The organism is Mycobacteroides salmoniphilum, from assembly GCF_004924335.1.
Lineage (GTDB): Bacteria > Actinomycetota > Actinomycetes > Mycobacteriales > Mycobacteriaceae > Mycobacterium > Mycobacterium salmoniphilum.
In genome coordinates, this window is the sequence record NZ_CP024633.1 from 2100530 (window position 1) to 2113224 (window position 12695).

Annotated in this window: 11 protein-coding genes; 10 read left to right on the forward strand and 1 reads right to left on the reverse strand. The window is 64.3% G+C overall.

Annotated features, from left to right (window positions below):
• Positions 1-9 precede the first annotated feature (9 nt).
• Genes argB through DSM43276_RS23810 form a run of 9 tightly spaced genes read left to right on the forward strand, consistent with a single transcriptional unit; the run spans position 10 to position 8151 of the window.
• Positions 10-879, forward strand: a complete 870-nt coding sequence (gene argB / locus DSM43276_RS10330; RefSeq protein ID WP_078330660.1) for an acetylglutamate kinase — start codon at positions 10-12, stop codon at positions 877-879.
• Positions 876-2066, forward strand: coding sequence for an acetylornithine transaminase (locus DSM43276_RS10335; RefSeq protein WP_078330661.1), 1191 nt, complete (start codon positions 876-878; stop codon positions 2064-2066). The genes argB and DSM43276_RS10335 overlap by 4 nt, the downstream gene beginning before the upstream one ends.
• On the forward strand, positions 2063-3004 hold the full coding sequence (gene argF, locus DSM43276_RS10340) for an ornithine carbamoyltransferase (RefSeq protein WP_078330662.1): 942 nt from the start codon (positions 2063-2065) through the stop codon (positions 3002-3004). The genes DSM43276_RS10335 and argF overlap by 4 nt, the downstream gene beginning before the upstream one ends.
• 28 nt (positions 3005-3032) lie before the next feature.
• Positions 3033-3521 carry an arginine repressor gene (locus DSM43276_RS10345; protein ID WP_078330663.1) on the forward strand — a complete coding sequence of 163 codons (489 nt, stop codon included), beginning with the start codon at positions 3033-3035 and terminating at the stop codon, positions 3519-3521.
• 10 nt (positions 3522-3531) lie between these two features.
• Entirely contained in the window at positions 3532-4740 is a 1209-nt protein-coding gene (locus tag DSM43276_RS10350; protein WP_078330664.1) for an argininosuccinate synthase, read from the forward strand.
• On the forward strand, positions 4737-6158 hold the full coding sequence (gene argH / locus DSM43276_RS10355; RefSeq protein WP_078330665.1) for an argininosuccinate lyase: 1422 nt from the start codon (positions 4737-4739) through the stop codon (positions 6156-6158). The genes DSM43276_RS10350 and argH overlap by 4 nt, the downstream gene beginning before the upstream one ends.
• A 9-nt stretch (positions 6159-6167) precedes the next feature.
• Positions 6168-6947 (forward strand): hypothetical protein, encoded by a 780-nt coding sequence (locus DSM43276_RS10360; protein WP_078330666.1) that lies wholly within the window; start codon positions 6168-6170, stop codon positions 6945-6947.
• A complete protein-coding gene (locus DSM43276_RS10365; RefSeq protein ID WP_078330667.1) occupies positions 6944-7570 on the forward strand; it encodes a hypothetical protein in 627 nt (208 codons plus the stop codon). The genes DSM43276_RS10360 and DSM43276_RS10365 overlap by 4 nt, the downstream gene beginning before the upstream one ends.
• A complete protein-coding gene (locus tag DSM43276_RS23810) occupies positions 7567-8151 on the forward strand; it encodes a hypothetical protein (protein ID WP_234803075.1) in 585 nt (194 codons plus the stop codon). Before DSM43276_RS10365 ends, DSM43276_RS23810 begins: the two co-directional genes overlap by 4 nt.
• A gap of 3 nt (positions 8152-8154) precedes the next feature.
• Here DSM43276_RS23810 and DSM43276_RS10375 read toward each other — a convergent pair whose 3' ends face one another.
• On the reverse strand, positions 8155-9480 hold the full coding sequence (locus DSM43276_RS10375) for a hypothetical protein (protein WP_078330684.1): 1326 nt from the start codon (positions 9478-9480) through the stop codon (positions 8155-8157).
• A gap of 179 nt (positions 9481-9659) precedes the next feature.
• On the opposite strand from DSM43276_RS10375, the gene DSM43276_RS10380 reads away from it, so the two are divergent.
• Entirely contained in the window at positions 9660-12632 is a 2973-nt protein-coding gene (locus DSM43276_RS10380) for an acyl-CoA synthetase (protein ID WP_136629031.1), read from the forward strand.
• Positions 12633-12695: the final 63 nt, after the last annotated feature.

The following is a 12695-nucleotide window of genomic DNA, read 5'->3' on the forward strand; positions in this document are numbered from 1 at the left end:
GGCGGCCGCATGAAGGCCCCGAAAAAGGCACGCGTGCTGGCCGAGGCGCTGCCATGGCTCAAGAAGCTGCACGGCACCATCGTCGTGATCAAGTACGGCGGTAACGCGATGACGGACGACGCCCTCAAAACGGCCTTCGCCGAAGACATGGTCTTCCTGCGCAACTGCGGTATCCATCCTGTCGTCGTGCACGGCGGCGGCCCGCAGATCACGTCGATGCTGAAAAAACTTGGCGTGTCCGGCGAGTTCAAGGGCGGCTTCCGGGTAACGACGCCGGAAGTGCTGGATATCGCACGCATGGTGCTGTTCGGCCAGGTCGGCCGTGAGCTCGTCGGGTTGATCAACAGCCACGGGCCATACGCCGTGGGGATCACGGGTGAGGACGCACAACTGTTCACGGCCGTGCGGCGCACCGCGACCGTGGATGGCGTCGAGACCGATATCGGACTGGTCGGCGATGTGGCACAGGTGAATCCGGAAGCGATCCTGGATCTGATCGATGCCGGACGTATCCCGGTGGTGTCCACCCTTGCCCCCGACGTGGATGGTGTGGTGCACAACCTCAATGCCGACACGGCGGCCGGTGCGCTCGCCGAAGCCCTTGGCGCCGAACGCCTCCTGATGCTCACCGATATCGAGGGTTTGTACACCGACTGGCCGGATCGGGAGTCGCTGGTGACCGCGATAGCCGCCGAGGATCTGCGCGCGCTCCTTCCCGCGCTGGAATCGGGCATGATTCCCAAGGTTGAGGCATGTCTGCGCGCGGTGGACGGGGGAGTGCCCAGCGCCCACATCATTGACGGGCGCGTGGAGCACTGCGTATTGGTCGAACTATTCACCGACGAGGGCGTCGGGACAATCGTCAGGAGTCGATCGTGAGCAGTACCAGTGAGACTCAGCAACGCTGGGAAAACGTCATGATGAACAACTACGGCACACCGCCGGTCGTCCTTGCCGAGGGCGACGGTGCCGTCGTCACCGATGTCGACGGCAAGCGGTACCTGGATCTGTTGGGCGGCATCGCCGTCAACGTATTGGGCCACCGCAACCAGGCCGTCATCGATGCCGTCACCCACCAACTCTCCACACTCGGCCACACGTCGAATCTGTACGCGACGGGCCCCGGCATCGAACTCTCCGAGGGGCTCATCGCGCGGCTGGGCGTTCCCGGCAGGGTGTTTCTCTGCAATTCCGGCACCGAAGCCAACGAGGCCGCGTTCAAGCTGACCCGGCTCACCGGACGCACGAAAGTCGTAGCGGCCGAAGGCGCCTTCCATGGACGAACCATGGGATCGCTCGCGCTCACCGGTCAGCCGACCAAGCAGGCCCCGTTCGAGCCGCTGCCCGCCGGGGTGGTTCACGTACCCTACGGCGATCTGGCCGCCATCGAGGCTGTCGTCGATGGTGACACCGCCGCGGTCTTCCTGGAACCGATCATGGGTGAAGGCGGCGTGGTGGTTCCACCGGAGGGCTACCTCGCCGGAGTGCGCGAGATCACCGCCCGCTATGGCGCGCTGCTGGTGCTCGACGAGGTGCAAACGGGAATCGGCCGTACCGGAACATTTTTCGCGCACCAACAGGTGGGTATCACCCCCGATATCGTCACTCTGGCCAAGGGACTTGGCGGCGGGCTGCCCATCGGCGCCTGCATCGCCACCGGGGCGGCCGCGGAGCTGCTCACTCCGGGTCTGCACGGCAGCACATTCGGGGGTAATCCCGTCTGTGCCGCGGCGGCCCTGGCCGTCTTGCGGGTCCTCGATGAGCAGAACCTCATCGACCATGCCGCCGCGGCAGGAAAGTCTTTGAGCCATGCCATCGAAGGGCTGAACCACCCTTTGGTCGCACGCGTGCGTGGCGCAGGACTGCTCCTGGGCATCGTCCTGAAGGACCAGCGCGCCAAGGCCGCCGAGGTCGCGGCACGCGAGGCCGGCTTCCTTCTCAACGCCGCCGCACCCGACGTGCTGCGTCTGGCCCCACCGCTGATCATCAGCGACGAACAGATCGGGGAGTTCGTCGCCGCGCTGCCCGGCATCCTCGACACCGCAGCAGGACAGGAGCTGGCATGAGCCGGGCGGGAAATATCAGGCATTTTCTGAGGGACGACGATCTGTCACCTGCCGAGCAGGCCGAAGTCCTGACGCTGGCCGCCGAACTCAAGAAGGCGCCGTTTTCGCGGCGGCCGCTTGAGGGGCCGCACGGGGTCGCTGTCATCTTCGAGAAGAACTCCACCCGAACCCGCTTCTCTTTCGAGATGGGCATAGCGCAGCTGGGTGGGCACGCCGTGGTCGTCGACAGCCGTACCACTCAGCTGGGTCGCGAGGAGACCCTCGAGGACACCGGGCAGGTGCTGTCCCGCTACGTGGAAGCCATTGTGTGGCGGACCTACGCGCAGGAACGCCTGACCGCCATGGCCTCCGGATCCACGGTGCCGATCGTGAACGCCCTGTCTGACGACTTCCATCCATGCCAGGTGCTCGCGGACCTGCAGACACTGGCCGAACGCAAAGGTTCACTGGCCGGGTTGCGGCTGACGTATCTGGGTGACGGCGCGAACAACATGGCGCACTCGCTGATGATCGGTGGCGTCACCGCCGGTATCCACGTGACGATCGCAGCGCCCAATGGGTTTGCGCCGCATGTCAAGTACGTCACCGAGGCCGAGCGGATCGCCGCCGACACCGGCGCTTCGGTGACCGTGACCGCTGACCCGCGGACCGCCTCGGCTGGCGCAGATGTGCTCGTCACCGATGCCTGGACCTCGATGGGGCAGGAGAATGACGGGCTGGACAGGGTCCGGCCGTTCCGGCCGTTCCAGGTGAACGAAGATCTGCTCGGCGTGGCGGACTCGGAAGCCATTGTCCTGCACTGCCTTCCCGCCCACCGTGGTGAGGAGATCACCGATGAGGTGATCGACGGCCCCCGGAGCGCGGTCTGGGATGAGGCCGAGAACCGTCTGCACGCCCAGAAGGCCCTCTTGGTGTGGCTGCTGGAGCAGCGCCGATGAGCCACCGGCGCGACGAGCGGAGAACGCCGTGACAGCCTCGCATGCCGCCGACACCCGCGCGGGGCGCCAAGCCCGCATCGTCGCACTGCTGTCCACCCAGTCGGTGCGCAGCCAGGGTGAACTGGCGGCGCTGCTGGCCGCCGAGGGCATCGAGACCACGCAGGCCACCTTGTCCCGGGATCTCGACGAGCTCGGTGCCGTCAAGCTCCGCGCCGCCGACGGCGGAGTGGGGGTGTACGTGGTGCCCGAAGACGGCAGTCCTGTTCGTGGCGTGTCCGGCGGCACCGACCGGCTCTCCCGGTTGCTGGGGGAGCTGCTGGTAGCGACCGACTCCAGCGGTAATCTCGCGGTGCTGCGTACACCGCCGGGTGCCGCGCATTATCTCGCCAGCGCGATCGATCGCGCCGCGTTACCCGACGTTGTCGGGACCATCGCGGGGGATGACACCATTGCGGTGATCGCCCGCGAACCCTTGACCGGAGCTCAGCTCGCCGCACAGTTCGAACAGCTTGCTTAAAAGGAGAATCATGACAACCTCTGACCGCGTAATCCTTGCCTACTCGGGTGGGCTCGATACGTCGGTGGCGATCAGCTGGATCGGCAAAGAGACCGGCCGCGAGGTGGTTGCCGTCGCGATCGACCTCGGCCAGGGCGGCGAGGACATGGAGGTGGTGCGCCAGCGTGCCATCGACTGCGGCGCCGTCGAAGCGGTGGTCATCGACGCCCGCGACGAATTCGCCAATGAGTATTGCCTGCCGACCGTGCAGTCCAACGCGCTCTACATGGATCGGTACCCGCTGGTATCGGCCATCAGCCGCCCACTGATCGTCAAGCACCTGGTTACCGCCGCGCGCGAGCATGGCGGCGGGATCGTCGCTCACGGCTGCACCGGCAAGGGCAACGATCAGGTCCGGTTCGAGGTTGGGTTCGCCTCGCTGGCACCGGATCTGGAGGTGCTCGCACCGGTCCGCGATTATGCCTGGACCCGCGAAAAGGCCATCGCATTCGCCGCCGAGAACGAAATCCCGATCAATGTAACCAAGAAGTCTCCCTTCTCGATCGACCAGAACGTTTGGGGTCGCGCCGTGGAAACCGGTTTCCTGGAAGACCTTTGGAACGCTCCTACCAAGGATGTGTACGACTACACCGAAGATCCGACACTCAACTGGGGGGCGCCCGATGAGCTGATCGTCACCTTCGAGAAGGGCGTGCCGACAGCGATCGACGGCAATCCGGTCACCGTGTTGGAGGCCGTCGTCGAACTCAACCGCCGTGCGGGTGCGCAGGGCGTGGGTCGTCTCGACGTTGTCGAGGATCGTCTGGTCGGCATCAAGAGCCGCGAAATCTACGAAGCCCCAGGCGCAATGGTTCTGATCACCGCGCATGAGGAGCTGGAGCACGTCACCCTGGAGCGTGAGCTCGGCCGGTACAAGCGGCACACCGACCAAAAGTGGGCCGAGCTGGTGTACGACGGCCTGTGGTACTCGCCCCTGAAGCGCTCGCTGGAGGCGTTCGTCGCCGATACCCAGCAGCACGTCTCCGGTGATATCCGACTGGTGCTGCACGGCGGAAACATCGCGGTGAACGGCCGCCGCAGCGCCGAGTCTCTCTACGACTTCAACCTGGCTACGTACGACGAGGGCGATAGCTTCGACCAGTCGAGCGCCAAGGGCTTCGTGCATATCCACGGACTGTCGTCGAAGATCTCCGCGCAGCGGGACCTGTCAGGGAAGTGAGCACCAACGAGGGATCACTGTGGGGCGGCCGGTTCGCGGGCGGACCCGCGCCCGCATTGGCCGCACTGAGCAAGTCCACCCATTTCGATTGGGTGTTGGCGCCGTACGACATTCGGGCATCTATTGCACATGCGCGGGTGCTCCGTAAGGCGGATCTACTCACCGATGAGCAGCTGTCTGCCCTGGTGGACGGGCTGCAGCAGCTAGACCGCGATGTCGCTTCGGGGCAGTTCGTCCCCGCGGACAGCGACGAAGATGTGCACGGCGCGCTGGAACGCGGTCTGATCGAACGTGTCGGGTCCGATGTCGGCGGTCGCCTGCGCGCGGGCCGTTCGCGAAATGATCAGGTGGCCACGCTGTTTCGGATGTGGCTGCGTGATGCGGCCGGGCGAGTGTCCGACGGCGTGCTCGACGTGGTGCAAGCGCTGGCCGATCAGGCCGGCGCGCACCCCCAGGCGATCATGCCGGGCAAGACTCATCTGCAGGCCGCGCAACCGGTGCTGCTCGCACACCATCTACTCGCGCACGCACAGCCGTTGTTGCGCGATGTGGACCGACTCGTCGACTGGGACCGGCGCACCGCCGTCTCTCCCTATGGGGCCGGCGCACTGGCAGGCTCCTCACTCGGCCTGGATCCCGACTCCATCGCGTTGGATCTGGGATTTACCGCGGCAGCGGACAATTCGATCGATGCGACATCAGCACGCGACTTCGCGGCCGAGGCCGCCTTCGTATTCGCGATGATCGCGGTCGACCTATCGCGCCTATCCGAGGACATCATCCTCTGGAGCACAACGGAATTCGGCTATGCCGAACTCGATGACTCCTGGTCGACCGGTAGCTCGATCATGCCCCAGAAGAAGAACCCCGACATCGCCGAGCTGGCCCGCGGAAAGTCGGGACGGTTGATCGGCAACCTCACCGGGCTGCTGGCCACGTTGAAGGCGCAGCCGCTTGCCTACAACCGGGACCTACAGGAAGACAAGGAGCCGCTGTTCGACTCGGTGGCTCAGCTGGAGCTGCTGCTACCCGCGATGGCGGGACTGGTCGCCACGCTGCGGTTCCGTACGGAACGCATGGCGGCTCTCGCCCCGGCTGGATTCACCCTGGCCACTGACCTGGCGGAATGGATGGTGCGCCAAGGTGTGCCGTTCCGCATCGCGCATGAGGCGGCGGGGGAGGCGGTTCGCGCGGCGGAGGCACGTGGTGTCGGTCTGGAAGACCTCACCGAGGCCGAGTTCGGATCCATTCATCCGGCCCTGACAGGGGAGGTGCGCGCCGTGCTCACCACCTCCGGGTCTGTCGCCTCGCGCAGTGCGCGAGGCGGCACCGCGCCGGAACGCGTTGCTGAACAGCGCGAACTGGTGCTGGCCCGTCTGCACGTCCTGCGCGGTCCGAGCGGCCAGCATCCAGGCTAATATCCAGCCATGGACGGTGAGCCGGACCCGACGTTGTCGGGCCCCGGTCCGGGGGGCGAGACACCGGACGACCCGAATGCGGCATGGCGTAGGCCCGACAGTGCCGTACCCGACCAAGCGTTGGCCCCGAACCCGACAATCGAGCCCCTCGGGGCGCACACCAAACACGGACTGCTCGCACGAGCCGCCCGGACAGTACGCACGTGGTGGAGCGAGCTGGCGTTCGTACAAATGTGGCATGTGGTCGTTGTGCTCGCGGTTCTCGCCACCGCCGGGTTCGGCGGATTGGACGAGGTTGACAAGACGCCGCAGACGTTCGATCTCGGCAAACCCTTCGACAATGGCGAGTTCACCATCACGGTGCATAAGGCTTCTCTGCTGCCGGAAATTACCGGAGGCGAAGCGGTGCTTGCGAAGGAAAAACCCGGGCGCATGTACCTTGCTGTCGTCGCGGAGGTTACCAACGATGCCGATAGAGCCGACGTGGTCGCCAACCAGTTCGCGCTGCGAGATGTGGCAGATGTACAGGGCCCGTTTGGAACGCACTCCGAGGACCCGTCGGTGTATCGGATCGAGGACGGCAGCAATCTGATTCTGCTACAACCGGATCTCACCGAGAAGGTGGCGGTGGTGTGGAGCGTTCCTACCGCCGCCGTGCCGCCGGGCTCCCAGGTATCGATCCAGGTGCCCTATCGAACCTTCAGTCGCGGCTTGGTGAACTACGGTGAAGGCTGGATTGACTCCAACGAGACCGCAACAACTACTGTGCGGGTGGAGGTGCCGTCGTGATCCTCTCCAAGAATCTTGCTGCATTGCGTTCCTCGTCACCGCTATTGCGTCTAGCCGGCACTGCCGCGGTGGTGGCCGTTATCTTATCCGCCTCGGTGTTCGTCTGGAATCGCCTGCCAAATGCCGCCACCACACAAAATGGCTTTGATGTTCATGGCACTATGGGCAGCTCGGTAACCGGTCGGCTGTTCTCCGCCACGGTGACCAAAGCCGGGGTGGCACCCGTCGTCAAACATACGGGTTTCTCTCCGCGGCAACGGAACATCAAGTCCGTCGGCCAGTGGGTCGTCGTCAAGCTCACCATTACGTCCATGACCGAAGCCTCACAGGCCGATGCGATACTGGCATTTGGTGAGCGGGGTTATACGCCTGACAACCGACTTCAGGGCTCCACATTGTTCGGCGCCAGGCTGACTCCGCTGATTCCACAGACCGGTGTATTCGTTTTCGAGGTCAGCTCAGATGTGCTTGAGCATGCGCGCTCTGCGCAGCTGTACATCTTCTACGCCGCCGGGATGTACAAATGGGACTCTCGGCTTGTCATCGACATTCCGCTCGACCCTGAGCATGCGCCGCGTTCGTCCGTGCTCGCGCTTCCGAAAACAGTGGTGGGCAATCAATGAGCGAGACGGCAATCGATATCGAGGGACCACGCCATCGACGCGAGAACACGACAAATGATCCGCCGTTGCATTCGCGCCTATGGTTTCGCAACGTCATTGCGGGGGCGGTTGTCATCGCGGTGTTCACCGGGGTGTGGGTGGTCTCGTTCCGCGGCCCCTGGCTTGACTATCGAGCAAGCGTCAAGCCTCTTAATCTGGTTGCCGCCGGCCAGTCGGGTGATGCCTACGGACAGACATGGCGTCTCGTCGGAGTCACACACCTCGGCAAGGCCCCGCGTGGGGCAAACGGGATCGTCCCGAAGGGGGCGGAATTGGCGGTGGTCACAATAGAACGCTCAGGCCCGGTCCCAGATAATTTCTTCTGTGTGGGAAGAATGACCGACGGTTCGCATCTGTGGCCTGAGGCTCAGTTCCTGCTCTATACCGGACCACTGCCTGACGGCGTCGTCAATCACTGTGAGAAACCGGGAAACCTGCAGTTCACCTTTTTGGTGCCTGACGATGTCACGATGACCGCGGTGGACCTGGTGAACCCGGTGGGAGGCACCGGCGAAATTCTTGTCAGGCTTGAAATCCCCTGATTTTCACGGCCCTGCGACAACGGGATTTACCGGGGCAAGCTCGTCCGGGTCGGCCGGATAGTCGACAACCTCATTGTCAGCTAGCGCCGATGATTCCGCTTCGACTCGTTCAACACAGTGGGCGAAGACCGACGCAACGACGCACATGCGCAGCGACGCGACAAGAACACCTGAAATCGCGGTCAGTATGGGAGCAACACCATTCCAGAACGACAGAGGATGCGGACCTAATATCCAGGCAAAGCCACGAGTCAAATACCCGCCCACCTGCATTTGCGTTGTCAGGAAACTATCCGACATGTCTAGCCAGGACAGACACAGGTACACCAATACGTAGGCGGAGAGCACCACCAAGCCCCCGTGCAACACCAGGCGGGCCGAGTCGATAATGGGTCTGGCGCTGCCGAACTGCGACAGTAGCCAATCCTTTGCCTTACTTCGGGTCTGTTCGGACAGCCGCCCACTTACCTGACGCTGCACCCGGTCTCGGGCGGGCGCCAGCTTGTTGGCCGCGGCCTCAGCAGCCTGTAGACCGGCCAGTCGGCGTAGCACTCCACGCCAGCTGGCTTTGTCAGAGGAGCCGTAGACGATACCGGCGATGGCCAGCCAGATCAGCGGCACTGCCGCGGCGCCCCAGATGATATGCAGCGCGTCGCCCGCGAAGCTCCACAGAACCTCCAGTGGGCGAAAATGCGAGAACAACTCGCTACGCATGTCCTCGAACCAGACCACGATGCGACGTTCGCCGAACCAAGTCGATGGGCTGAGGAAGAAGCTCACACCCTTACTGGCTGAGAAGGACAGGACCAGGAAAACCCACAATGCATCGAGATACACCCTGATGAAAACAAACCACGCCGGCAGCCGGCTCTTGACGGACTTGAGATTCAACGCGAGCCGAAGGACGAAAGCACCGGCAATAAGTACCCAGATGTAGTTGGTTATCGGGATATTCCCCAATGTGGCTGTCTCTTCGCCGGTTGTCATGTGCACACCTATCCGGTGCCACATGACTTTCTGCTCGTATATCAGCCAATCATCCTGGAACATCTTCCAAGCCAGATAGATAACGAAAAACGGCAGCACGACGTTGGCGAAGATGTCGACATTGCGGAATGAGATCCTCGGCATCGTCGCCAGCGCCGGGATCGCCGGGCGCAGTACCAGGAACATCGCGATGATCGATCCGAGACGGGCCAGACCGGCGAATGGCATCAGCAGGTCGACCACCAGATAGTTGTTCCAGGCGTACTTGGCGGCGAGTTCGATCACAATGTTCCGCCCCAGCAGCCCCAGCAGATAACACGCGGCCAGTTGCGGCAGATACATCACCCAGAGGCGCAGCGGCCGTAGCAACAGATTCCCCACCGCGTCATCGTAGAGGCTCGCGTCGCAACGTCGCTTCCTATCCGGTGACGGGGATTCGGTCTGCCCGATCCGCCCGCTGTGACAGGATATGCAGGCCCTCACCTGGGCAATATCGCGGATGGTCGGTCTAAGGAGTAGCTGTGTCCTTCAATCTCTCCTCCTTGGCCAAGCCCGTCGCGCGCCTGGCGGCCACCGCGCAGAACGGGCTGGAGGTTCTGCGTCTCGGCGGACTCGAAACCGGCAGCACCGCCTCCTCGCACCAGATCGTCGAAAGCGTGCCGATGTACCGGCTGCGCCGCTATTTCGCACCGGGATCTTCCGAGACAGAGGACGCCGGACCGGTGGTCCTCATGGTGCATCCGATGATGATGGCCGCCGACATGTGGGACGTCACCCAGGATGGCGGCGCCGTCGGCATCCTGCACCGCGCCGGTATCGATCCATGGGTCATCGACTTCGGCAGCCCCGACCGGATGGCCGGTGGCATGGAACGCACCCTGTCCGATCACGTGGTGGCCGTCAGCGACGCCATCGAGACCGTGCATCGGATCACGGGCCGTCAGATACACCTGGCCGGATACTCACAAGGCGGCATGTTCTGCTATCAGACTGCGGCACTGCGCAAGTCGCGCACCATCGCGAGCATCATCACGTTCGGTTCGCCGGTCGACGCCAACGCCGCCATGCCCATGGGTCTGCCCGCCGGGCTTTCGGCCGATATCGCCGAGTTCATGGCCGACCACATATTCAGCCGGTTCTCCATCCCGGCGTGGTCGGCGCGCATCGGCTTCCAGATGCTGGACCCGGTCAAGACCGTCAAGGGTCGCCTCGACTTCTTACGCCAGCTGCACGACCGCGATGCCCTGCTGCCGCGCGAGCAGCAGCGCAAGTTCCTCGCCAATGAGGGGTGGATCGCCTGGTCCGGTCCCGCGATTGCCGAGTTGCTGCGCCAGTTCGTGGTGCATAACCGAATGACCACCGGCGGCTTCACCGTCAACGACCGCGTGGTGACGCTCAGCGATATCACCTGCCCGGTCTTGGCGGTGGTCGGCGAGGTCGACGACATCGGACAGCCGGCGTCGGTGCGCGGCATCCTGCGCGCCGCACCGAAGGCCGACGTGTACGAGTACCTCATCCGCGCCGGTCACTTCGGTCTCGTCGTCGGCTCGACCGCGGTGGCCCAGACGTGGCCGACGGTCAGCCAGTGGGTGCAATGGCGTGAGGGCGAGGAGACGAAACCCCCGTCGGTCGACCTCATGTACGAGCACGAGAGCGGCCAGCTCGACGGCGGCGGTGTCCCGCTCGCCTCTCGGGTAGCGCATGGCTTGAGCACCACCACCGAGGTGGCCATCGCCGCCGCCCGAACGGCGGGAGCGGCCGCGGCAGCCGCCAACAAATCGGTGAAATCCATTGCTGTCGAAGCGGTGCGGACGCTGCCGCGACTGACTCGCCTCGGGCAGATCCACGATCACACCCGAATCTCTCTGGGCCGGTTGATGACCGAACAGGCCCGCCGCACGCCCCACGGCGAGAGCTTCCTGTTCGACGGCCGGGTACACACCTACGAGGCGGTGGATCGCCGCATCAACAACGTGGTCAGGGGCCTCATCGAGGTAGGTGTACGTCAGGGTGTCCGGGTGGGTGTTCTGATGGAGACCCGGCCCAGCGCCCTGGTGGCGATAGCCGCGCTGTCCCGGCTGGGGGCCGTCGCGGTGCTGCTGCCACCCGATGCCGACCTTGTGGTCGCGGTCAGGCTGGGCGAGATTTCCGAGCTGCTCACCGATCCGCCGAATCTTCCTGCCGCACAAGACCTTCCTGTGCACATTCTGGTGCTTGGTGGCGGCGAGTCACGTGACCTGTCCATTCCGGACGACGGCTCCATCATCGACATGGAGAAGATCGACCCCGACGCGGTCGAGCTGCCCGGCTGGTACCGGCCCGATCCAGGGCAAGCCCGCGATCTTGCCTTCGTGATGTTCAGCGGATATGGATCCCGCCTGGTGCCCAAGCAGATCACCAATCACCGGTGGGCCTTGTCGGCGTTCGGCACCGCCTCGGCGGCCGCGCTCACCGCCAACGACACCGTGTACTGCCTCACACCGCTGCACCATCAGTCCGGGCTCTTGGTGAGCCTGGGTGGAGCAGTGGCCGGTGGTGCGCGAATTGCCCTGTCGCGCGTGCTCAATCCCGATCGATTCGTGCAAGAGGTGCATCAGTACGGCGTGACCGTTGTCTCGTACACCTGGGCGATGATGCACGAGGTCATCGACGACCCTTCGTTGGCCTTGGGTGCGCATCACCCCGTGCGGTTGTTCATCGGTTCGGGTATGCCCTCGGGCCTGTGGCGACGTGTCACCGAGCGATTCGCGCCCGCCCACGTCGTGGAGTTCTTCGCGACCACCGACGGGGAAGCGGTGTTGGCCAATGTGTCGGGTACCAAAATTGGCAGCAAGGGCCGACCGCTTCCCGGTGGCGGCAAGGTTCGGCTCGCCGCATATGACCCCATTGACGACGTCATCATCGAGGGGGAAGACGGATTCGTCCAGATCGCCAGGCCCGGCGAGGTCGGTCTGCTTTTGGCGAAGCCCCCTGGCGATGTGGACCCCGCCGCGGCGGTTCGGCGCGGCGTGTTCGCCCCAGGTGATACGTGGGTGTCGTCGGAGTCCCTTTTCCGCCGCGACGAGGACGGCGACTTCTGGATGCTCGACGGCCGCAACACCGCGATCCGTACAGGACGTGGCGTTGTGTACGCCGAAGCCACCAGTCACGCACTGGGTTCGGTGAGCGCCATCGACCTGGTCGCCACATATCCCGTGGAGTCCGGTGAGACCAACGTCGCGGTGACCGCTGTGGTTCTGCGGCCCGGCGAAGCGATATCCCCGGCCGACCTGGCGGAAGCGTTTGCCTCTGTTCCGATCTCGGAGCGCCCCGATATCGTCAAGGTGGTACCCAACCTGCCACTGAGCGCTACGTATCGCCCGTCCACCACACAGCTTCGGGAGGCCGGGTTCCCGAAACCGGGGCGGCAAACCTGGTATCTGGACCCCGAATCAGGTGCCTACCATCGGTTGACCGCCGCGACGTATGACGCGCTGCAGGGCGCCGCGCAGTAACCCGCAGCGGGGCCGTACCAGCGCCGTTCGGGTCGCCTTCCGCTGCTGATGTGCCGTGTTGTT

Bases quoted from the DNA above. Each gene is read 5' to 3' on its own strand.
- argB (WP_078330660.1), top strand. From the start codon at position 10: ATGAAGGCCCCGAAAAAGGCACGCGTGCTGGCCGAGGCGCTGCCATGG.
- DSM43276_RS10350 (WP_078330664.1), top strand. From the start codon at position 3,532: ATGACAACCTCTGACCGCGTAATCCTTGCCTACTCGGGTGGGCTCGAT.
- argF (WP_078330662.1), top strand. From the start codon at position 2,063: ATGAGCCGGGCGGGAAATATCAGGCATTTTCTGAGGGACGACGATCTG.
- DSM43276_RS23810 (WP_234803075.1), top strand. From the start codon at position 7,567: ATGAGCGAGACGGCAATCGATATCGAGGGACCACGCCATCGACGCGAG.
- DSM43276_RS10375 (WP_078330684.1), bottom strand. From the start codon at position 9,480: ATGTATCTGCCGCAACTGGCCGCGTGTTATCTGCTGGGGCTGCTGGGG.
- DSM43276_RS10360 (WP_078330666.1), top strand. From the start codon at position 6,168: ATGGACGGTGAGCCGGACCCGACGTTGTCGGGCCCCGGTCCGGGGGGC.